This window comes from candidate division WOR-3 bacterium (genome assembly GCA_039801725.1).
GTDB lineage: Bacteria > Hydrothermota > Tepidihabitantia > Tepidihabitantales > DTDR01 > DTDR01.
In genome coordinates, this window is record JBDRVE010000013.1 from 17,878 (window position 1) to 40,561 (window position 22,684).

The following is a 22,684-nucleotide window of genomic DNA, read 5'->3' on the forward strand; positions in this document are numbered from 1 at the left end:
GAATTATAATTTATCCAATGAGTGTGATTAAAGATATTTGCGACGAAGAAAAAATTTTTGAAATTTTAGAAAAGACCAAAAACCCTGATAAGAAAACTATTGAATTAATCTTTGATAGGGCAAAAGAGAAGAAAGGGCTCTCCTTAGAAGAGGTTGGTTATTTAACCAATTTGAAAGATAAAGAACTTATTGATGAACTTTTTAAGATTGCCGGAAAGATAAAAGAAGAGATTTATGGTGAAAGATTGGTTTTCTTTGCTCCTTTATATATTTCTGATTTCTGTGTTAATGATTGTGAGTATTGTAATTTCCATATTAGAAATCCAATGAAAAGAAGAAAGTTAAGTTTAGATGAGATAAAAGAAGAGACAGAAAGAATAATTGAGATGGGTCATAAAAGAATATTATTGGAATGTGGTGAGGACCCAGTGAATAATCCAATAGATTATATCGTTTCCGCAATTGAAACAATTTATTCGGTAAAAACTGAAAAGGGAAATATCAGAAGAATAAATGTAAATATTTCAGCCACAACCAAAGAGAATTATAAGAAATTAAAGCAGGCAAAAATTGGTACTTATCAATTATTTCAAGAAACCTATCATTATGAAACTTATAAGAAATTACATAAAGGACCAAAAGGTGATTATGAGAGGCAGATTACCGCTCATATTAGAGCCTTTGAGGCAGGAATTGATGATTTAGGAATTGGAGTCCTTTTTGGACTTTATGACTGGCGGTTTGAAGTTTTATCTTTGGTTTCCCATGCCCAATTTATGGATAAATATTTAGGTGTTGGTCCCCATACAATTTCTGTTCCCCGATTTAGAAAGGCACCCACCGTAACTTATCAGCCAGAGTATCCGGTTTCTGATGAAGACTTTTTAAAGATTATTGCGATTTTAAGAGTTGCCGTACCTTATACGGGAATGATTTTGTCAACCAGGGAAAGACCCGAAATAAGAAGAGTTGCTTTTAAATTGGGTATTTCCCAAACTTCGGCAGGCTCAAAAACCTCTCCTGGTGGTTATAGAAATTTTTCTAAGGAAGAAGCCCAGTTTGAAATATATGATTTAAGAACCTTGGAAGAAGTCATTAATGATATTTTAAAAGATAAATTAATTCCCAGTTTCTGTACTGCTTGTTATCGGGTTGGTAGAACCGGTGAAGATTTTATGAATCTTGCCAAACCTGGTGAAATTAATAAATTTTGCCGACCTAATGGAATTTTAACTTTCGTAGAATATTTAGAAGATTTTGCTAAAATTAACGGTAAAAAAGAGATTTATAAAAAGGGATACGAAGTCGTGGAATATTATCTCAATCAGATTGATAACGAAAATATCAAAAAAGAGACAATAAAAAGAATAGAAAGAATAAAAAAGGGAGAAAGAGATTTGTATTTCTAAAATATGTGTTATGCGATTCCGGGAAAAGTTATTGAGATAGAAGATAATATTTGTAAGATTGAATATTTTGGTATTATTAAAAAAGTAAGAAATGATTTTTATGATTTAAAGATTGGCGATTATGTTTATGCCCAAGGTGGTTTTGTGATCCAAAAAATTCCTGAAGAGGAAGCAAGAGAGACATTGAAGATTTGGGAAGAATTTTTTTATAAATTAAAAGAAGTTGATTTAAGGGTTACCTATCCTTCAAAAGATTTATACAAGATTGCAAATAGAATTCGTCAAGAATATCACGATAATTCTTGTTGTATTCACGGAATAATTGAATTTTCAAATTATTGTCGCAATAACTGTCTTTATTGTGGTTTAAGAAAAGATAATAAAAAGTTAAAAAGATACCGAATGGAACCTGACGAGATAATAAATTTAGCCTTTTATGCTATTAACAAACTTAATTTTAAGGCATTGGTTTTTCAATCGGGTGAAGATTTATATTATGATATAGATAAATTATCTTATATTGTAAAAAGAATAATGGAAGGAAGCCCTTGTCTTTTAATATTAAGTATTGGCGAGAGGGAAATTGAGATTTATAAAAGACTTTACGAACTTGGTGCCCGTGCTATTCTTTTGAGGTTTGAAACAAGTAATAAGAAGGTTTATGAAAAAATGAGACCCGGTCATAAATTAGAAGATCGGGTTAATTTAATAAGAGAGTTAAAAGAGATTGGTTATTTAATAATGACTGGTTTTTTGATTGGTTTGCCCGGAGAGGAAGAAGGTGATATTTTAAATAACCTTGCTTTAACTAATGAACTTGGTGCTGAGATGTTTTCTTTTGGTCCTTTTATTCCCCATCCCGATACACCTTTAAAAGACTTTTTGCCACCACCAATGGAAAAGGTTTTAGATACAATTGCTCAAGCAAGGATTCTTTATCCAAATAGTAAAATTTTAGTTACTACTGCTATGCAGACATTAGATAAAAAAGATGGATTAAAAAAAGGTTTATTAGCCGGTGCCAACTCTTTGATGATTAATTTAACACCGAAGGAATATGCTTATTTATATGAAATTTATCCTAATCGGGATGGTGTTGGTGAAGATATTAATCAAAAAATAAAAGAGATAATTGCTCTTCTTCACGAACTTGGTCGGGCACCAGCCGATATCGGTTTGTAAGAACCCTAAATTAATATAAATTGACAAATAATTTTTATTAATTATTATTTTTCTTTATGTTAAAAGAACTTTTGAAACCGGAAATTGAAGAGGCAATAAGAAATAAAGACTGGCGGGCGCTAAAAGAATTGATTTCAATGTGGCCTGCTCCAGATATTGCTGATCTTTTGGAAAGTTTAGAAGAAGAAGAGAGATTGATTCTTTTTAGACTTCTGCCTACCGAATTAGCAGCAGAGGTTTTTGTTGAATTAGAAAGGAATGTCCAAACCCATCTGGTTAAGAATTTATCTAATGAAAAAATGAAGGAAATTCTTTTAGAAGTTCCGCCCGATGACCGAACCGAGATATTTGAAGAATTGCCTGGCGAAGTGGTTTCCCAATTAATCAGTCTTTTACCTCCGGAGGAAAGAAAAGAGGCTTTAGATTTGCTTGGCTATCCGAAGGATTCGGTAGGGCGTTTAATGACCCCCGACTATGTGAAAGTTAAAGAGCATTGGACAGTGAAATATAGTTTAGAACATATTAGAAAATTTGGCAAAGATGCTGAAACAATAAATATTCTATATGTAGTTGATGATGAAGGCAGATTGATCGGAGAGGTTCATTTAAGGCGGTTAGTATTGGCTGAACCTTTACAGAGGATTTCGGAAATTATGGAAAGGGACTACGTAGCAATAAATGTGTACGAAGACCAAGAAAAGGCAGCAAAAATGATGCGAAGATACGATTTGATTGCCTTACCAGTTGTTGACAAAAGAAATATTCTATTGGGAATTGTGACTGTTGACGATATCTTAGATGTATACGAAGAAGAAGCAACTGAAGATTTGCACAAAAGAGCAGGTGTTATTCCTTTAAAATTTAGTTATACGGCAACACCGACAGTTTCCCTTTTTAAAAAAAGGATTGTTTGGCTTTCTCTTTTAGCGGTTGCTGGATTTTTATCTAGTTCAATCATTGCTTCTTTTGAAAACCTTTTAAGCAAGATTATTGCTTTAAGTTTTTTTATTCCGGTTTTGATCGATACCGGTGGTAATACCAGTTCCCAATCAGCCACTTTGATAGTGAGGGCAATTGCCTTAGGCGAATTGGATTTAAAAAAATGGTGGCAGATTGTAAGAAAAGAACTTTTAGTAGGTCTCCTTTTAGGTTGTGGTTTATTTCTCTTATTATTTGGCTATAGTTTTTTATTGCGAAAAGATATAAGGATTAGTTTTGTTGTTGGCTTAACTGTCTTGATAATTTGTGTTTGGGCAAATTTGATTGGCACCATTTTGCCAATAATTTTAACTAAATTAAAACAAGACCCAGCAGTAATTAGTAGCCCGGTATTAACCACAATTTTAGATTTTACTGGTTTAGCAATCTATTTTGCTATTGCTTATTTTATTCTCCGATAAAGCCAATTGTGCGTATGGTTAGTTTTCTTTTGTTAGTAGGTTTAACTCTATCCACTCAGATAGATGGATTAATAAAAGGTTATGGTTTAAATAGAAATAATATAAGTATTGTTATCTATTCTATCGATAATCAAAAAGTTCTTTACTCTTGTAATGAAGATAAACCTCTTATACCAGCCTCCAATTTAAAACTTTTAATCAGTAGTTACCTTTTAGAAAACTGGAATAAAAAATTTTTGGGTTATTTAAAAAGATATAAAAAAGGTAAGATATATTATAAAAAACGAATTTTATTAGAATTAAATAGTAAAAGTAATAACCAATTAGCCGATTTCCTTTTTTATTTAATTGGAAGATATCAACAAAAAAGCAGTGAAAAAATTATTAAAAAATTTCTCGAAGAGAAGAAAATACCTACTGGTAATTTAAAAATTTTTGATGGTAGCGGTTATTCAAAAAAAAATCGGTTAACCACTAACACTCTGATTAATCTTCTGATTTATCTTTATTTCTCTCCTTACCAAAAAGAGTTTTTAAACAGTTTGGCAGTGAGTGGCAAGAAAGGAACTTTAAAAAAGAGATTATTAAATTATAAAAATCAAATATTTGCCAAAACAGGCTATTTGAGAAATGTTTGTTCCTTAAGTGGTTATTATTTTAAAAAAGATAAAAAGTATATTTTTTCTATAATAATTAATGACAAAATTATACCGGAAAATTATTGGAAATTTCTCGATGAGTTTTTTGCCCTCCTATAATTCTTCCTACTAAATCGTACCCCTTTCTTTTAAAAATTTCACATTCGCTAAATTCACCGATTTTTATATTATTATTTTCTAAAATAATATTACCATCAATTTCAGGAGCTTGGAAATAAGCTCGACCGAAGTTATGATTTTCTACAAGGACTTTAAATTTTTTGTTTATTAAAGAGTCAAGAAAATCAAAAGTTATCCTTTGCTGAGTCTCCATAATTTTTTGGTATCGTTCCTTTTTAATCTTTTCATTTATCTGGGTTCCCAATTCATAAGCCGAGGTATTTGGTTCGGGAGAATAAATAAAACAACCAAGATATTCAAATTTGAAATCTTTAATAAAGGAAAGGAGCTCTAAAAAATCCTTTTCTTCTTCATGAGGAAAACCTACCATTACTGTCGTTCTCAATACCAAATTAGGAATTTTTCTTATTTTTTCCAAAAGTTTAATTAAATCTTTTTTGGTATAAGGACGGTTCATTAATCTTAAAATTTTATCAGAAATATGTTGAATAGGAATATCAAGATACTTTACAATTTTTTCTTCATTTCTTATAAGACTGATTAATTCATCATCATAATGGGCAGGATGGGTATAAAGAATTCTTAACCATTCTAAATTTCTAATCTTTACCAATTCCTTTAATAATTTTGCTAATGATGGTTTATTATAAATATCGGCACCGTAGAAAGTTGTATCTTGAGCAATTAAAATAATCTCTTTTATTCCCAAATCTACCAGTTCTTTTACTTCTTTTTTTATCTCTTCAATTTCTCTTGATTGATATCTACCACGAATTTTCGGAATGAGACAATAGGAACAGTAGTTATTACATCCCTCAGCGATTTTTACATAGGCGTAGGGAGTAACGATTATTCTGGGCAAGGTTTTAATTAAAATTTGTTTATTTGGTGATAGATAATATTTTTCTTTTTTCTTTATTAAAGAAAACATCTTGTTTAATCCGCCGAGACCGATAAAATAATCAACTTCGGGATATCTCTCTACCAATTTTTCTTTCTCCCGCTCTACTAAGCAACCAAAAACAATTATCTTTTTGATAATCTTTCTTTTCTTTAAGTTAATTAATTTTTTAATCCATTTTTCACATTCTTTAACACCCTTTTTTATAAAAGCACAGGTTGTTAAAATAACAATATCGCTCTTTTTTAAGTCGATGGTAATAAAATAGCCTCTTTTTAAAAAAGAATAGATAATTTTTTCACAATCAACTTGATTTTTGGGACAGCCCAAAAAGATTAAGGAAAATTTTTTCAAGAGATTAGATACATTTTTGCCTGGGCATAAGCAATAAGATTTTTCTCTTCATCAAAAACTTGGCTTTCCCCAATTATTAATTGGTGATGGATTTTTATAATTGTGCCATAGGCAAAATACTTTTTATTTAAAACCATTGGTTTTTTATAACGGACTTGTAATTCAGCAGTCACCGCATTATATCCTTTTTTGCGACAAGCCCAGGCAATCATTTCATCAAGTAAAGTTGCTACTATCCCACCGTGAGTTATGTTCTGATAGCCTTCGTATTCTTTTTTAGGAATAAATTCAGTCTTTACACCATTTTCGGTTTCAACAATTTTTAATTGGAAACCAATAGGATTTTTATCGCCACAGGCAAAACAATAATTACTTGATTTGATAAGCATTATTTTTTAATAAAAAGTGTGTCCGCTAATACTTTGTTTAATTTTTGAGAAAACAGATAAATTTCCAATTTTTTCTTTTTCCATTGGTAATCAATCTTATCAATCATAAGTTCCTTTTTTCTTATCCGTAAATTTAATCGATAGTCTTTAAAAGGAAACTCTAAAAGATAATATTTTTTATCTTTTTCTTTTATTATGGGAAAAAGGGTATCCTGAGTAAAGGTAAAGAAGATTAAGAAAGGATTAAATTCTTTGATTGATAATTTTTGGTAAAGAGAATCTTTTTGGTAATAGAAATAGATGCTTTCTTTATCACTGATAACCAGCCAATCTTCTGGTTCGGTTATTTCTAATCTTAAATAATAGGGTTTTTTGATATAAAATTTTCCTCGATACTCTACACAGACACCGCTTTCTTCATCACATTCTCTTTGTAAAAATTGACCGGAGAGAGTTTTTAAATTAAGGTAGAAATTTTTTATCTTTTCCCACAAGACTTTTTCGTTTTTTAAACCCGTTAATAAAAGAAAAACAAGGAAATATTTCATAGTTTATTATAATAAATTAATTAACAAAAGTCAAATTATTGACAAATTAAAAAAATTTAGTTATTAATATTTAATGAAAATTTTATTTTTCACTTCCCAAACTGGCGGAGGTCACATCACAGTAGCAAAAGCCTTAGCAGAAGAATTGAAAGAAAAATATAATATTGAATCCTATCTTCCTGATTTCTTTTTAGAGGCGACCAAAAAACCCTTTGCTAATTTTCCCAAGAACTACTCAAAAATAACAAAAAATTTCCCCTTTTTTTGGGGCTTTTTATGGTATTTTACTTATCCCAAATGGTGGTATAATTATCTTAATAAACTCGTTGAATTTTTTACTCCCACTTATTTAAAAGATTTTTTTGAGAAATATCCAGATATTGAAGCAATCATTTCCGTTCATCCTCTTTTAAATCATTTCCCCTTTCTCTGTGCTAAAAAATTTTATAAAAATATTAAATTTATTATTGTTGGTATTGAATTTTTAAAATATCATACCAGTTGGTTTCAAAAGGATGCCGATTTGATAATTTATCCTTTTACCTCGCCTTATTTTAAAAATTCTTCTCAAGTAGATAATCTACCTGATTATTTTGGTATTCCTTTAAGAAAAGAATTTGATATTAGTTATAATAAAGAGAAATTGAAAGAAAAATACCAAATTGAGAAGAATAAAAAAGTAATTCTAATTTTAGGAGGCAGTGAAGGGTGGGGAAAAATTAATAAGATTGTTAAGGAAATTTATTCTAAAAAAGACTATTATTTAATTTGTGTTTGTGGTCGAAATTTAGAACTTTTCAACTATTTAAAAGAAAATTTTGTGGATCCAAAAAGAATAAAAATTTTCTCTTATGTAGAGAAAATTGCGGAACTTTTTGCGGTTAGTGATGTAGCAATTTTGAAAGCGGGAGCTATCTCTCTGGCCGAGGCGATTGCTTCTCAAGTGCCAATAATAATTTACCATTATCTTTATGGTCAAGAATTAGGCAATCTTCAATTTGTAATTAAAAATAAATTAGGATTTTATTTGCCAAATATTAAAGAGTTGCTTTTTTGTTTGGATAAAATTCTTTCAACCGATTTAGGAGAAAAAATTAAAGAAAATTTAAGAAAATTTAAAAATATTAATGGTCGAGAAAGAATTGCTAAATTCATTGTTGATTTTTTGAAAAGTTAAAAGGAAGAGATGGTTTTTATTAGTTCTTCAGTTGTGTAAGGTTTTTTTAATAGAATTATGTTATGATTAATTGATTGAGGGAGTTCCGTTATAAAAGAAGAATAAAATATTTTTATACTTGGTGCAAGATTAAATATTTTTTGCAATTCTTTTATGTCTTCTTCTAAATTCTCTGGTTTAGAATCATAGAAAAAACCAACAAGAGATTCTTTCTTCTCTTTAAGTTGATGATAAATTTCTATTGCCTTTTCCCAGTTTTCAGCCCAATAAACCTCGTAATAAAAAAGATTGAGAATTTCTTTCACAATTTCTATTAATTTATTATTCGTGCCAACCAAAATAATTTTTTTCTTAAAGGAAGAAGATTTTTCTTTTAAAATTGGCAGATAAATCTGGAAACGAGTATATTTATTCTCTTCACTTTCGACTTCAATTTTTCCATTATGGTTCTTGATTATTTCGGAAACGATTTTTAAACCAATGCCCATTTGTCCTTTTGTCGAATGAAAGGATTGGAAAATTTTGTTTAATTCTTCTTTTTTGATTCCTTTACCATTATCGGTAAAAGAAATTTTTACATATTCTTGATCTTTTTCTTTCACCCGTTCACTAGTGATTTCAATTTTTATCTTTTCTTCTTTTTTCGCTTCCCATGAATTTTTTAACAAATTTGTAAAAAGAATTTCTAATTGCTTTTCGTAACCATAAATTGTTAAATCCTTTGGTATACTTATATCAACGATAAGTTCTTCTTTTTTCTCAAAAGAGTTTATTGCTTTTTCAATAAGTGATTTTAAGGAGATAGTTTTTTTAATAGGCTCATCCCTTATTTTTAATAAAGAAGTAATAAGTGCCTTACTTTTTATAACAAATTTTTCTCCCTCTTCCAAAAGTTCATAAATCTTTGGGAGGTTATTCTTTTCTAAATAATCTTTAATAAGATAATAGTTATTTAAAAGATTTCCTAAAATATTATTAAAATCATGAACAAAATTAGTTTGGTAAATAAAAAAGTTAGCGAATTTATCATCTTTCAATCTTTTTTCTTCAATTAATTTTTTTATTCTTTCATCTTTCCTTTTGATTGCTTTTTTAAGAAGTTCCCGGTACTCTTTTTCCAAAGTGATATTTTTGATTCCTCCTTGATAGCCAATAATTTCGCCTTGAAGATTTTTTCTCACAGTGGCGAATAATAAACAATTTAAAACCTTTCCCTCTTTGTTTTTCAGTTTCACTTCGTAATCTTCTACATATCCTTTTTTTTCAATATTCTTTTTGAACTCTTCCCGGTCTTTTGGATTATAATATAATTCCACAGCATTAATCTTTTTAAACTCTTCTTTTGTATAACCAAAGAGAATACTCATTGCCTTATTCACCCTTATAAACCTGCCGTCAGTAGTAGTTATATAAAGTGGTACTGGTACATTTTCGAAAATATCATAATATCTCTTGTAATATTCTTTTATTATTTTGTTTTTCTCAATTTCTTTCGTTATATCAATGGCAAACTCTATCCGGAGATATTTTCCGTTTTCCAATTTAAAAAATTGGTCAATACATTTATAATAGCGATTATTTCTCAAATTTCTATGTATCCAGATGTAAGGTTCATTAGGATTTTTATAAAGATACTTATTAGAACAGAAAGGACAAGGAGAAGAAAGACCTTGAAATAATTTATAACAAATATTTTCTTCTTTTTCTTTACCTAATAACTCCCTTAATTTTTTATTCATATAAAGAATTTGATAACTCTCCGGATCTACTATATATACTGCCTCGGAAAAATTATCCAAGACTTTGAAAAAATTTTGTAAAGATAAATTGAAGAAGATCTTTGTGTCCAAAAACTCCTCCTCTTTCTCTTTTTAAAGATTTGCAAAAAGCTTGCCAAAATTAATTTTAAAAATATTTCTTAAATAATATAATTTCAATGACTTATCATTTGTTTTTATATTTAATAATAAGATTTAATGATAATCTATTAATGTGACAAGAAAAATTTGTCGCATTTAATTTTGACTTTAAAAGAAAATTGTTTATAATTAATAATAATGACAATTTTTCTTTCTTTGCTTATTTTTTCTCAATCCTTGTGGGATGTGAGTTACGATTATTACTATTTTTATAATAATGATACCTTTTATTTAAATTTTGGGTATAAAATTCCTTATAGTAATCTAATTTTCTTTTATGAAAAAGGAAGAACCTATTTTTCCCGATTTCTAATTCAATTAATATTTGGCGATATAATTTTCGAAAAAATTGATACTGTTATTTTAAATAATTATGAAGAAACAGTTAGTAATAAAATAAAAACCGGTGAGATAAATTTAGTAATTTTTACCAAAGATTTAAGTAAAGAATTAAAAATTTTAATAAAAGATTTGAATTCTGAAAGAGAGTATCGAGATAAATTGGTGATTGATTTTACTAAACCTAATCTTTTTATTCATTGTAACCACATAAAGAATGTTCGTTTATCCGTAAGCGATTCTTTAATTTTCAAAATTTTTCCTTACCGAATAACAGAAGAGATTTATTATGAAATTGTTAATCCTGAAGGTCGAATTATTAAAAAAGATAAAATATCCGATAATTTCTTAAAAATTTTTTTCTCTGACTTAACGCTTTTTTCTCAAAGTGGTAATTACCAAATTGAATTTTTTAATAAAAAGGTGGAAAAAAATTTCTCCTTTTATTTAGATTTACCCTTTTATCTTTCCGATAAAGATTATTTTAAAAAGGTTTCTTATTTAATTTATGTTGCCACTCCCAAAGAAATGGAGGAATTAAAAAAGGTAAAAAGAGAAGAACGGGAAATAAAATGGCGAGAGTTTTGGAAAAATAAAAATATTTCCGAAGAGGAATATTTTTTAAAAATTGAATATTGTGAAAAAAATTTCGGACGTGGCGACAAAGGAGCTTTCTCTGATCGAGCACGAATCTATTTTCAATATGGCGAGCCAGATTATGTAGAGAACTTTCCTTATGAAATTGATAAAAAACCATATATCAAATGGTATTATTATCGTTATAATAAAGAATTTATCTTTGTTGATTTAAGGGGATTTGGTGAGTATATTCTAGTGAGTGAAAAATGATTGCCTTATTATTCTTCTTTAATTTTTTTGCTTTAGATTACAGTATTTTTTGGGCTGAAGATACTTTTTCTTTTGTTGAATTCTATTACTCTTTGCCTCTTTTTTCTCTTTCACCGGAAAAAATTGTCAATGATACCGCCTTTTTTTCTTACTCAATAAATTTTTCAATAAGAGGAAAAATAACAAAAAAAGAGAAACTGGAGAAAAAGATTTTTTTACCCAATTATTCCTATTTCCAAAATTTAAACAAGATATATATTGACGGATTTGGTCTTTATTTGCCATTCGGAAATTATTTTTATCAGATTGAATTTTTAGGAAACAAGTATCAAGATTCTTTAAAAATAAAAGATTTTCAAAACAAAACAGGTATCTCTTCACTTCTTTATCTTATCAGTTGTGGAAAAGAAGAAAAAAATGGTAATTTTTATCGGAATGGTTATTATTACACCCCTAATCCGGAAAGAATTTATAACTTAGATAAAGATTCAATTGCCTATCTCTATTTTGAACTTTATAACTTGGTGAAAGATACGATTTTCATTGGTTACCAAATTTTTGATGAAGAAGGCAGATTGGAAAAGGATTTTTCCTTAATGAAAATCGTAAAGGATAACAAAAATTTAGCAAAGGCGATTGGTATCCCTTTAAAAAGTTTAAGTAGCGGAAGAAAAACCTTGTCTCTCTTTTTAACCGATGGGAAAGAAAAGATTGAAGAAGAAAAAAAAGATTTTTATCTTATCAGCGAAAAAGAAACAGCCCTTCTTTTAAGAGATTCTCTTTTTATTATCAAAGAATCACTTTTTTACCTTTTAGAAAGAAATAAAAAAGAGAAAGAGAAATACAGAAAGATGAGTCTATTGGGAAAAAAGAAATATTTAGATAATTATTTTCGAGTTTTTAATTTAGATACTCTAAGAGCAAGAATTGATTACGTAAACCTTCATTATTCTTATATGAAAAAAAAGGGAGTAGAAACTGACCGAGGAAGAGTGTATTTAAAATATGGGGAGCCAGAAAAGAAGGAGATAGAGATTTTCGGAATAGATATTCGTCCTTACGAATATTGGTATTATTCCCAAACCAACTATTTCTATCTTTTTATGGATATTCACGGTGATGGTAATTATCTTTTACTTTATACTAACGATCCCAAAGAGAGTATTTATCCCAATTATGAAAAATATTTAAACTATGAAATAATGGAGAAACTGGGAATAAAGAGGTGAGCAAAATTTTAGTAGAAGTTCATCGATTTTATGATGTTTTGTGTAATCCTGTTAGCGAAATGGAGATTAAGGAAGGGGATTTCGTTTTGATAAAATTAAAATTTGGAGAAGAACTTGGAAAAGTGAAAAATTTTTCGGAAGATGAAGAGGAGGTTAAGGGAGTAATTTTAAAGAAGGCTGACCATAAAGATATTTTAAAATACTTTCAAGTAAAAGAGAAAGAAAAGGAATATTATAAAAGATTTGTTAATTTTATTTTTGAAAAAGGAATTATTAATCTCACTCCCCTTGCTGTTCATTATTCTTTTGATGAAAAAAGATTAATTTGTTATGCTATTAGTAATAAAAAGATGGACCTTACCAGTTTTCAGAAAGAGTTTGGGAAAATAATTGGTAAAAAAACTTTTTTTATTTTGCTTCCACCGCGGGAAGCAATGGCGAAAATAGGTGGTTACGGTCCCTGCGGCCGGAAATTATGTTGTGCTACCTTTTTAAAAGAACCGTTACATGTGGAGTTAAGAACTGTAAGAATTCAAGGTTTGGAAGAAAAGAGAGAAAAGATTACAGGTTTTTGTGGCCGACTTTTATGTTGTTTAGAATATGAAAGGGAAAGATACGAAAAACAATAATTTAAAAATAATTGCCCAACGAGAAGGAGTAAGTTTTAAAAAATTAATAGAAAAGATAAAAAAGGGCGAAGTAGTAATCTTAAAAAACAAGAAACACGAAATTATTGGCTGTGCAGTGGGAAAAGGATTAACGACAAAAGTTAATGCTAATATTGGTACTTCTCCAGAAATTTGTGATATTCAAATGGAATTAAAAAAATTAAAGGTTGCTGAAGAAGCCGGAGCGGATACTATTATGGATCTTTCTACCGGAGGTGATTTAGATGAAATTAGGAAAACGCTTATTGCTAATACCCGAATCCCAATAGGTAGTGTGCCTATTTATCAACTGCCTTACGAAGCCAAAAAAATGAATAAATCTTTTGTTGAACTAAAAGAAAAGGATTTTTTAAAGGTTATTGAAAAACATTTTGTTGACGGTATTGATTTTGCTACTATCCATTGTGGAATAAACAAAAAAATCTTAAAGGTTTTACATAAAAAAAAGAGAATTTGTGGCGTTGTTTCGCGAGGTGGTTCATTAGTAATTGAATGGATGAAATATAATAATAAAGAGAATCCTTTATATGAATATTTTGATGAGATTTTGGCGATGGCAAAGGAGTACGATGTATGTTTATCTTTGGGTGATGGTTTAAGACCGGGTTCAATTTTGGATGCTACCGATGAACCACAGATCTTTGAGTTGTTAGTTTTGGGCGAATTACAGGAACGGGCGAGAGAAAAGGGGGTAAAGGTAATGATTGAAGGTCCTGGTCATATCCCCCTCAACCATATTTACCTAAATATCCTTTTAGAAAAAATTATTTGTAACAATGCTCCTTTTTATGTTCTCGGTCCTTTGGTGAGCGATATTGGACTTCCTTACGACCATTTTGTTGCTGGTATTGGCGGTGCCTTAGCTGCCTATTATGGTGCCGATTTTCTTTGTTATGTAACTCCTTCGGAACATTTAGGTTTGCCCACGATCGAAGATGTGAGAGAAGGAGTTATTGTTACGAAATTGGCTGCCCATATTGCTGATGTTGCCAAAGGAATAAAAAAGGCAATAGAATGGGATAAAGAACTTTCACTTGCTCGAGCAAGATTAGATTTTGAAAAGATGGTTAATTTAGCCATCAATCCTGAAAAAGCAAAAGAGATTTATGAACGTTATGGTGTAAAAAAAGATTTTTGTACCATGTGTGGAGAATTTTGTGCTTTAAAGAAATCAAGAGAAATATTTAAAAAGGAGTGAAAATGAAGAAATATCTCCTTTTAACGGTTGGTCCTGTTTATGTTCCTCAGAATTTATTAAAAAAAGCAAGCGAAGATTTAATTTATCACCGAGAAGAGAAATTTCATAATTTACTTTCTTCAATAATTTCCCAATTACAAAAAATATTATTCACCAAAGAAAAGATATTCATTTTTACTGCTTCCGGAACAGGAGCAATGGAGGCTGCCGTTAGTAATCTCACACCAAAAATGGGGAAAGCCTTGGTGGTTTCTTGTGGTCGGTTTGGTGAGAGGTGGCGTGAGATTCTTCGTTCCTTTGGTTATTATGTTGAAATGTTACGAAGCGAACCGGGAAAACCGGTGCCCCCTGAAGAGGTCGAAAGAAAAGTAAAATTGGATGATACGATAAAATATATCTTCACTACTTTAACGGATACCTCTACCGGTGTAAAGCAAGATATAAAAAATTTTGGTCGTATTGCTCGGGAGAATAATCGGATTTTGATTGTGGATGGGATTTGTGGTATTGGTGCCGATGAGTTTTATTTTGATGAATTTTATTGCGATATTCTTTGTGGTGCCAGTCAAAAGGCTTTAGGCGGAATTCCAGGAATTTCTTTTCTTTCTGTTAACGAAAGAGCCTGGGAGATTATTAAAAAGTCAAATACCTCCCGTTATTACTTTGATTTGATAAGTTATGAAAAATTTTTAAATAAAAAAGAAACCCCTTTCACACCTGCTATTAATACCCTTTATGTTTTTGATAGTTGTTTAAGGAAGATAAATAAATTGGGAATAAAAAAATATTGGCAAAGGCACGAGTTTAATGCTAATCTCGTGAGGAAGATTTTATTAAAAAATAATTTGGAACTTTTCTCTCAATCACCCAGCAATGCTTTAACTATCATCAAAATGAAAGAAGGTATAGATAGTACCCAAATAATTAGAGAAATCAAAGAGAAAAAAGGGATTCTTTTTTCTAATGGTCAAGGAGAATGGAAAGGTAAAATTATCCGTTTTTCCCATATGGGATTTATTGATAGCAAAATTTTGAGAAAAGCCGCCCAAGTGCTTATTAGAGAAATAAAGAAATATGAAAAGAAAATTTTCAAGGTTGAAGGCACTATTAAAAAGTTATAGAAAAGCAATTGTTGCTTTTTCTGGAGGTGTAGATTCTTCGCTTTTATTATTTTTAGCAATAAAGATATTAAAAAAAAATAATGTTTTTCCGGTAATTTTTGTTTCGCCGACATATCCTTTAATCCATCTAAAAAGAGCAATCATTTTTTTAAATAATTTAGGTGTTGAGGGAATTTTTGTTTTTACTGAAGAGTTAGAAGAAAAAAGATTTGTCCAAAATTCACCCGAAAGATGCTATTATTGTAAAAAGGAGGCTTATAAAAAACTTCTCTTATTAAAAAAATTTTTTGAAGTTAGTAAAATCATTGAGGGGACTAACTATTCCGATTTAAAAGATTTTCGTCCTGGTCTTAAAGCCTTAAAGGAGTTAAATATTGAAAGTCCCTTTTGGAAATTAAAGATAAAAAAAGAGGAGATAAGAAAAATGGCAAAGAGGTTAAAGATTCCTAATTATGATACTCCCAGTTCGCCTTGTCTTGCATCACGCATTACCTATTATCAAATAATTAATGAAGAGAAACTATCACAAATAGAGAGGGGAGAGGATGTTTTAAGGAAGATAGGATTAAAAGATTTTCGTTTAAGAATGATTGATGATAAGGCAAAGATTGAATTAAAAGATGAAAAAGATTATTTTAAAATAATCAGAAATCGTAAAAAGATTGTTGATGATTTAAAAAGAATCGGTTTCAGAGAAATTTTTTTAGATTTGAGCGGTTATCGACCAATGGGACTCCAATGGATTATGAGAAACTTTTAAAAGAAGTTAGGGATAAAAAAATTTCGGTTAAAAAAGCCCTTGAAATATTAAAAAATTTGCCTTTTATTGATAGAAAAACTTTTAAGATTGACACCCATCGGAATTTAAGAAAGGGTGTTGGTGAAATAGTTTTTGGCGAGAATAAACCAATAGAAGAATTGAAAAAGATTATTCAAGAATATCAAAGAATTAAAGAAGATTGCATAATTACCCGTTTAGAAAAAGGGAAGGCAGAGGTTTTAAAGAAAGAATTTAAAGAAGGTATTTATTATGAAAACGCAAGGATATTTGCCTTATTATCTAAAAAAAGAAAGAAAAAAAAGGGTGAAATTTTGATTATTACCGCTGGCACTTCTGATATTCCCGTTGCCGAAGAGGCAAAGGTAACTTGTGAAATTTTAGGAAATAAAGTCGTGACAATTTATGATGTTGGTGTGGCGGGTATCCATCGTCTCCTTAATTACTATAACCGTTTAAGGAAAGCAAGAGTAATAATTGTTGTTGCTGGTATGGAAGGTGCTTTGGCAAGCATTGTTGGTGGGCTTACCGATAAACCGGTGATTGCGGTCCCCACTTCGGTTGGTTATGGTGCCAATTTTTTTGGTTTAGCACCTTTATTAACAATGTTAAATACCTGTGCGCCAGGGGTATGTGTAGTAAATATCAATAATGGTTTTGGTGCCGGTTATTTAGCCCATTTAATTAATAATTTATGAAAATTCTCTATTTTGATATTCTTACCGGAATAAGTGGCGATATGGTTCTTTCTTCTCTTCTAAATCTTTTAAAAGAAGAAGAAATAAATTATTTCAAGAAAGAATTTAGCCTTTTAGGATTACCAATAAAATTTGAAATTAAAAAAATAAAAAAAAGAGAGGTTTCTGCTTATCAAATAAGATTACTTAAACAAAATAAAGAGAGATTTCAACCAAGAGATTTTATAAAGGTAATTGAAAATTCAAAATTGAAAGAAGAAGTAAAAGAACTCTCTTTAAAAATTCTGGATTCCTTAATTAAAGCCGAGAGCAAAATCCATGGTGAAGAAAAAAGATATGCCCATTTTCACGAACTTGGGGATTATGATACTTTATTGGATATCTGTGGCACAAGTATATTAATCAATATATTAAAACCAAAAAAGATTTATGCCGGTTCCGTAGTATTAGGAAAGAAAAAGGCATTTGCTACCTTAGAGATTTTAAAAGGAATACCGGTTTACGAACTTAATTATGATTACGAACTGACCACACCCACAGGTGCCGCAATTATCAAAAATCTGTGCGATGATTTTATTCCTTTACCTTTGATGAAAATTTATAAAATTGGTTATGGTGCTGGTTATTTTGATTTAGAGATACCTAATATTTTAAGGGTTATTTATGGTGAGTTAATAGAAAAACAAGATAGGATTATCTTATTAGAGACAAATTTAGACCATTTACCACCCTTTATCTTTGAAAACTTATTTGATTTATTATTTAAAAATGGTGCCTTAGATGTTTTTATTACACCAATCTTTATGAAAAAGATGCGACCTGCTTATAAACTTTCTTGTTTAATAGAAGAGAAAGACAAAGATAAGATTATGAAAATAATCTTTTCCGAAACCGAAACCTTAGGAATTAGATATTATCCAGTTTTTCGGGATATCTTAAAAAGGGAGATTAAAGAGATAAAAACAAAATATGGAAAGATAAGAATAAAGGAAGCAGAAATTGAAGGTAAAATAATTAAAAATTGGGAATACGAAGATATAAAAAGGATTGCCCAGAAAAGAAAGATACCATTAATTCAAATCTATAAAGAACTTTCATCCTATCTTAAATAATGGATTTAGTCAACCAGTTAGCAGTGAATTCAAGAAAGACAATCTTCAGTTTAGTTTATCCGGTAATCTTAGAAAATATCTTTCAAACAATAGTCCTTTTCTTTAATATGGTGATGTTAAGCCATTTAGGAACAACTGATTTGGCAGCAGCCGGTCTTGCCAATACAATTATCTTTGCCATTATTAATATCTTTTTGGGTTTTCAAATTGGTGCCACTTCTTTAATTGCCCAAGCAGTCGGTGCCAAAGATTTCCAGAAGGCAAAGGAACTTCTAAATTTTGTAATCTTCTTTGCCTTTCTTTTTGGTCTTTTAATTACCTTTATTTTATATCCTTTAAGAAGAAATTTAATGATTTTAATGGGAGCCGAAAAAGAAGTGGCAATAAAGGGAAGTGAATACCTTAATTTTATTATCCTTTTCCTTCTCTTTAGAATGATATTCTTAATCAATAATGGAATTTTAAGAGGATATGGTGATACAAAAACACCAATGTTAATCTCTTTAACCTTCCAAATATTAACAATCATCCTTAACTATTTTTTAATATTTGGTATTCTCTTTTTCCCCTCTTTAGGAATTAAAGGTGCTGGTTTAGGAACGGGAATTGGTGGTTTAGTATCAGCAATTTTATCATTAATTGTAATAAGAATTAAAATCAAAGAAAAAGCAAAGAAAATATTAAATCTATCTTATTTTAAAGAGTTTATCAAAATAAGTTTGCCGGCGGCAAATGAGCAACTTTTATTAAATCTTGGTTTTCTCATCTTTATAAGAATTGTTGCCAGTTTAGGAACAATCTCTTTGGCATCCCATCAGATTGCCGTAAGAATAGAATCCCTTTCCTTTATGCCTGGCAGTGCCTTTGGTGTTGTGGCAACTACTTTGGCTGGCCAAGCCTTTGGTGCCAAAAGAAAGGATTTGGTTGATTTTGCTATCAAAAAAACCTCTTTTTATTCTTTATTAATTATGTCCGCAATCGGTCTTTTATTTTTCTTTTTTCCGCAAAATTTAGTAGCAATTTTTAATCCCGAAGAGTCAGTAAGAAGATTTGCTATTAATTTAGTAAGAATTGGTGCCTTTGAGCAACCCCAATTGGCATTATACTTTGTTTATGCTGGTGGTTTAAGAGGAATAGGTGATACTTTCAGTCCGATGATTGTCGCCTTACTCTCTACTTTCTTGATTAGGATTGGTTTAATCTATTTTTTAGCAATCTCTTTAAAATTGGGCATTTTAGGTGTCTGGTATGGTACAGTGATTGATTGGACAATTCGGGCATATTTACTTTTTCTATTTTATAAGAGAAAAAAATTAAATAAACAATTTAACTAAAAAGATTGTCTAATTAAATGAAGAAAAGAGAAGAAGAGTTTAATGAGATAGTAAAGATGTATTACCAAAGGATTTATAATCTATCAAAAAAAATCTTAAAAGATAACGAGAAAGCCTTTGATGCTACCCAAGAGATTTTTATCAAAGCCTATAAAAATCTTAATAAGTTTCAAGGCCGTTCAACAATTTTTACTTGGTTATATCGAATTGCTGTTAATCATTGTTTATATCTTTTAAGAAAAGAGAAAAGCAAAGAGAAAGAAGAAGAGATAGAATGGGAAAAAATTCCTTCACCAATTGATATTGAAAAAGAATATGAGAATAAAAGATTAAAAGAACTGATTGAAAAATATTTGGATAAGCTGGCACCTTTAGAAAAGACCGTTTTCTTACTTTACCATAATGACGGCTTAAAAATCAAAGAGATTTGCGAAGTGTTGAAATTAAAAGAAGGGACAATCAAATCATCCCTTTTTAATGCCCATAAAAAATTAGCAAGATTTTTAGAAGGGAAAATATGAAATGCGACCGTGAAAAAATTTTCAATTACCTATCAGACTTGTTGCCAGAGGAAGAGAAGAGAATAATTAAAGAACATTTAATAAGTTGTCCGATTTGTCAGCAATATCAAAAAGAGTTTCTCTTAATAAAAGAGGAACTTACCCAAAAAGAATCTCCTCCTGATTTTTCTTTCTTTTATGAAAAATTACAGGAAAGAATAAAAAAGAGAAGAAAAAGACTTATTATTTTGGTACCTACTTTTGCCACCTTCTTTATCTTAATATTTTTCCTTTTCCTTCTTATTTTAAAAGAAAAAAGAACCGAAATAGAAGAATACGTATTAGAAGAAAATTATGAAACAATAATTTACAATCTTTCTTCTGAGGAAAAAGAAGCGATTCTAAAAGATTTAAGCAAAGAGATAAAAGAAGAAGATTTAATTTTATTAGAAGAGAGATTAGTAGAAGAGAAAGAATATTACGATTTAATATTTAATTTAGAAAATGAAGAACTGGAATATTTAATAAAAAATCTAAATAAAAAGGGAGGTTAAAATGAAAGAAAAAAGTATCAAGAAAATTTTTTTAATTCTTCCTTTATTAGTTTTTGCTCTCTCTTATTCTCAACCCTGTCCTTGTGAAAAGCATAACCCACCACCCGAAGACCCCAAGCCACTTGAAACATTAGAAAATTTAAGGATGTGGCGATTAACCGAAGAACTTAATCTTACCGAAGAACAAGCAAGCAAAATCTTTCCCAAGTTAAAGAGAATAAGAGAATTGAAAGAGAAGAGAAAAGAAGAAAGAGATAAAGAGATTGAAAAACTTTCCGAACTTCTGGCAAAGAAGGCAAAAGGAGACGAGATAAAAAAACAGGTTGAACTAATAAGAAATAACGATAAAAAACACCAAAACGAATGCGAAAAAATCCAAGACGAAATATTTGCGATTTTAACACCCGAACAACAAGCAAAATATCTACTTTTTCACATTGGTTTTGAAGGCAAGATAAAGAAAATGCTTCGTAAACTGAAAGGCTGGAAAAGAGGCTTTTAAAAATATGTCAATATTAAAACAATAAAAGCACCAAATTTATAAGCCTTTGATTTTCAATTACTTAAATTAATTTTCCAGTTTCCTGTATGGAAACTTTTTATTTTATAAAAATTTCTTATAAGTTATTGATATTAAATTACTTAAATAATTTTGGTAATGTGGATAGGGGGCTATCTACTATATAGCCTTGGAGACTGCCTTAGGATCAATCTTTTTAGGTATTTTTTACAAATATTCAAACATTAATTAAGAAAGATTTTTACCTTTAAACTTATTGATTTTTATTTAAATATCTTATAAAATAGATAAATGAAAATAATCAAGGAGGTTTTATGAAAAAGATAACTTTATTTTCTATTATATTTATTTCTTTTTCTTTTGCTTATTATGATATTCTTTATCCCAATAGTTATCCGGGTTTAGATACTTTAAAATGGTGTAATATTGAACCTTATGGTGGTGGTTATACTGGCAGTGGTAAATATTTTGGTTATGGTGTCAAATTAACTCCCAATTATTATCCGGCGATTATTAATGGTGTTTATCATCGAGTATTTAGACTTTATCATCCGGCGATGCATATTAGGATTGTGGATGATGATGGTAGTGGTGGCGCACCGCAGACTACCTTATTTTTCTTTGATACCTTAGCAACAAGTTATACCTTATCTTTTGTCTATCATCCAGTGCCGCCAAATTGCACTATTTGGGATGGTAGTTTCTATCTTTTTATCTTAAATGGTTATGATACAACTTATGGTCTTAATTGGTTAAGGGATTCAAGTTTAAATGCTCCTTCGGGTATTCATTGGCGTCATCAACAAGGGGTTGGTTATTCTTTATTCTCACCAGCAAGTGATATGCAGATGTGCGCGATTGTTGAATATCACGATGTTTCATTAGATTCAATCGCTGGATTACCTGATACCTGCTATCTTGATTCTATCTATCCGATTGATATCTGGACAAAAGAATGGGGTGGGTTTTTTGAAAGAGAGGTTCCGATAGTTTTTAAACTAAATGAGATACCAGTGGAAACTACTTATTTGACTCTGCCACCAAATAGCCGAATAAGAACAAGAATATTCTGGCGAGTAAACCTGCCAACTGGAAACTATCTCGCAAAAATATATACTGTTTTGAGAAGTGATACAAGAAAGATAAATGATACAATAAGATTAAATATTACAATAACTCGCGCGGTTGGTATTAAAGAAAAGGAGAAAGAGGTTAGTTTAAAGATTTATAATATTTTGGGAAAAAGAATAAATAACTCTATCTCTTTAAGAAAGGGAATTTACTTTATTAAAGAAGAGAAGAAGATAAGAAAGAAGGTGATAATAAAATAATTAAGTATCTTCTTTCTCATTATCTTTGCTTTTCCATTTTTCCATTATTCTTTTTGCGTCCTCATCTAATTTTTTGATTAAACGGTTGGTGCTTCTTTCAAGATAAATAAATAAATAGATACCCGATAATATCAATATTACTATCAATATTATAAAAATAATTTATTATAAAAATAATTTCTATTGGAGATAATCTCTTCATTTTATTTGTGGGCGACCAGTTCTGCCAGATACTTTAATATTTCGGTATGCCTTTTATCCATTTATTCAATTATCCTTTCCAATCTTAAATTTTCTTCATTCATTATCTCTTGCGTTCTTTTTCATTATTTCTTCCAATCTTCTATTTCCCTCTTCAATTATTAATTTTGCTCGCATATCTTCGGTGTGGATTA

At 29.7% G+C, this 22,684-nt stretch carries 23 protein-coding genes; 18 read left to right on the plus strand and 5 right to left on the minus strand.

All coding sequences use genetic code 11. From position 1 onward, the window contains the following. The first annotated feature begins 23 nt into the window (after positions 1-23). From hydG to ABIK75_04050, 4 genes are read left to right on the plus strand one after another with little or no spacing between them, the layout of a single operon-like run. A complete protein-coding gene (gene hydG / locus ABIK75_04035; protein MEO0090255.1) occupies positions 24-1,409 on the plus strand; it encodes a [FeFe] hydrogenase H-cluster radical SAM maturase HydG in 1,386 nt (461 codons plus the stop codon). Between the two features lie 3 nt (positions 1,410-1,412). After that, positions 1,413-2,591: a HypC/HybG/HupF family hydrogenase formation chaperone gene (gene hypC, locus ABIK75_04040; protein MEO0090256.1), complete on the plus strand. Its 1,179-nt coding sequence runs from the start codon at positions 1,413-1,415 to the stop codon at positions 2,589-2,591. A 56-nt stretch (positions 2,592-2,647) separates the two neighbouring features. Continuing rightward, a complete protein-coding gene (mgtE, locus tag ABIK75_04045) occupies positions 2,648-3,991 on the plus strand; it encodes a magnesium transporter (protein ID MEO0090257.1) in 1,344 nt (447 codons plus the stop codon). Positions 3,992-4,005: 14 nt separating this feature from the next. Then, on the plus strand, positions 4,006-4,749 hold the full coding sequence (locus ABIK75_04050; protein MEO0090258.1) for a D-alanyl-D-alanine carboxypeptidase: 744 nt from the start codon (positions 4,006-4,008) through the stop codon (positions 4,747-4,749). Here ABIK75_04050 and rimO read toward each other — a convergent pair. The 3 genes from rimO to ABIK75_04065 are packed head-to-tail and all read right to left on the minus strand — an operon-like array spanning position 4,697 to position 6,962. Further along, positions 4,697-6,025 (minus strand): 30S ribosomal protein S12 methylthiotransferase RimO, encoded by a 1,329-nt coding sequence (gene rimO / locus ABIK75_04055; protein ID MEO0090259.1) that lies wholly within the window; start codon positions 6,023-6,025, stop codon positions 4,697-4,699. The two genes, ABIK75_04050 and rimO, sit on opposite strands and share 53 nt — an antisense overlap. Next, positions 6,022-6,414: a PaaI family thioesterase gene (locus ABIK75_04060; protein ID MEO0090260.1), complete on the minus strand. Its 393-nt coding sequence runs from the start codon at positions 6,412-6,414 to the stop codon at positions 6,022-6,024. Before ABIK75_04060 ends, rimO begins: the two co-directional genes overlap by 4 nt. After that, the gene (locus ABIK75_04065; GenBank protein ID MEO0090261.1) at positions 6,414-6,962 is read right to left on the minus strand and encodes an outer membrane lipoprotein carrier protein LolA; all 549 of its coding nucleotides are present in this window, start codon (positions 6,960-6,962) and stop codon (positions 6,414-6,416) included. The genes ABIK75_04060 and ABIK75_04065 overlap by 1 nt, the downstream gene beginning before the upstream one ends. A 73-nt stretch (positions 6,963-7,035) precedes the next feature. On the opposite strand from ABIK75_04065, the gene ABIK75_04070 reads away from it, so the two are divergent. Continuing rightward, positions 7,036-8,139 (plus strand): glycosyltransferase, encoded by a 1,104-nt coding sequence (locus ABIK75_04070; GenBank protein ID MEO0090262.1) that lies wholly within the window; start codon positions 7,036-7,038, stop codon positions 8,137-8,139. Here ABIK75_04070 and ABIK75_04075 read toward each other — a convergent pair. Then, on the minus strand, positions 8,136-9,989 hold the full coding sequence (locus tag ABIK75_04075; GenBank protein ID MEO0090263.1) for an ATP-binding protein: 1,854 nt from the start codon (positions 9,987-9,989) through the stop codon (positions 8,136-8,138). The two genes, ABIK75_04070 and ABIK75_04075, sit on opposite strands and share 4 nt — an antisense overlap. 207 nt (positions 9,990-10,196) lie before the next feature. On the opposite strand from ABIK75_04075, the gene ABIK75_04080 reads away from it, so the two are divergent. The 13 genes from ABIK75_04080 to ABIK75_04140 all read left to right on the plus strand — a co-directional run bounded on the left by ABIK75_04080 (position 10,197) and on the right by ABIK75_04140 (position 22,289). Further along, positions 10,197-11,246, plus strand: coding sequence for a GWxTD domain-containing protein (locus ABIK75_04080; GenBank protein MEO0090264.1), 1,050 nt, complete (start codon positions 10,197-10,199; stop codon positions 11,244-11,246). Continuing rightward, entirely contained in the window at positions 11,243-12,475 is a 1,233-nt protein-coding gene (locus tag ABIK75_04085) for a GWxTD domain-containing protein (GenBank protein ID MEO0090265.1), read from the plus strand. Before ABIK75_04080 ends, ABIK75_04085 begins: the two co-directional genes overlap by 4 nt. Further along, entirely contained in the window at positions 12,472-13,104 is a 633-nt protein-coding gene (gene ricT, locus ABIK75_04090) for a regulatory iron-sulfur-containing complex subunit RicT (GenBank protein MEO0090266.1), read from the plus strand. The genes ABIK75_04085 and ricT overlap by 4 nt, the downstream gene beginning before the upstream one ends. Next, positions 13,076-14,341, plus strand: a complete 1,266-nt coding sequence (thiC, locus tag ABIK75_04095; protein ID MEO0090267.1) for a phosphomethylpyrimidine synthase ThiC — start codon at positions 13,076-13,078, stop codon at positions 14,339-14,341. The genes ricT and thiC overlap by 29 nt, the downstream gene beginning before the upstream one ends. A 2-nt stretch (positions 14,342-14,343) precedes the next feature. Beyond that, entirely contained in the window at positions 14,344-15,462 is a 1,119-nt protein-coding gene (locus tag ABIK75_04100; protein ID MEO0090268.1) for an alanine--glyoxylate aminotransferase family protein, read from the plus strand. Beyond that, complete coding sequence (gene larE, locus ABIK75_04105; GenBank protein MEO0090269.1) at positions 15,416-16,222, plus strand: ATP-dependent sacrificial sulfur transferase LarE; 807 nt, start codon at positions 15,416-15,418, stop codon at positions 16,220-16,222. The genes ABIK75_04100 and larE overlap by 47 nt, the downstream gene beginning before the upstream one ends. Continuing rightward, positions 16,201-16,938, plus strand: coding sequence for a nickel pincer cofactor biosynthesis protein LarB (gene larB, locus ABIK75_04110; protein ID MEO0090270.1), 738 nt, complete (start codon positions 16,201-16,203; stop codon positions 16,936-16,938). The genes larE and larB overlap by 22 nt, the downstream gene beginning before the upstream one ends. Continuing rightward, positions 16,935-18,050: a nickel pincer cofactor biosynthesis protein LarC gene (larC, locus tag ABIK75_04115; GenBank protein ID MEO0090271.1), complete on the plus strand. Its 1,116-nt coding sequence runs from the start codon at positions 16,935-16,937 to the stop codon at positions 18,048-18,050. Before larB ends, larC begins: the two co-directional genes overlap by 4 nt. Before the next feature lie 23 nt (positions 18,051-18,073). Beyond that, complete coding sequence (locus tag ABIK75_04120; GenBank protein ID MEO0090272.1) at positions 18,074-19,384, plus strand: MATE family efflux transporter; 1,311 nt, start codon at positions 18,074-18,076, stop codon at positions 19,382-19,384. Between the two features lie 17 nt (positions 19,385-19,401). Then, positions 19,402-19,905, plus strand: coding sequence for a sigma-70 family RNA polymerase sigma factor (locus tag ABIK75_04125; protein ID MEO0090273.1), 504 nt, complete (start codon positions 19,402-19,404; stop codon positions 19,903-19,905). Next, the gene (locus ABIK75_04130) at positions 19,902-20,438 is read left to right on the plus strand and encodes a zf-HC2 domain-containing protein (protein MEO0090274.1); all 537 of its coding nucleotides are present in this window, start codon (positions 19,902-19,904) and stop codon (positions 20,436-20,438) included. Before ABIK75_04125 ends, ABIK75_04130 begins: the two co-directional genes overlap by 4 nt. A 1-nt stretch (position 20,439) precedes the next feature. Continuing rightward, complete coding sequence (locus ABIK75_04135; protein ID MEO0090275.1) at positions 20,440-20,940, plus strand: Spy/CpxP family protein refolding chaperone; 501 nt, start codon at positions 20,440-20,442, stop codon at positions 20,938-20,940. A gap of 332 nt (positions 20,941-21,272) precedes the next feature. Beyond that, the gene (locus ABIK75_04140) at positions 21,273-22,289 is read left to right on the plus strand and encodes a hypothetical protein (protein ID MEO0090276.1); all 1,017 of its coding nucleotides are present in this window, start codon (positions 21,273-21,275) and stop codon (positions 22,287-22,289) included. On the opposite strand, the gene ABIK75_04145 is transcribed toward ABIK75_04140, so the two are convergent. After that, positions 22,290-22,436: a hypothetical protein gene (locus tag ABIK75_04145; GenBank protein MEO0090277.1), complete on the minus strand. Its 147-nt coding sequence runs from the start codon at positions 22,434-22,436 to the stop codon at positions 22,290-22,292. It abuts the gene before it with no gap. Positions 22,437-22,684: the final 248 nt, after the last annotated feature.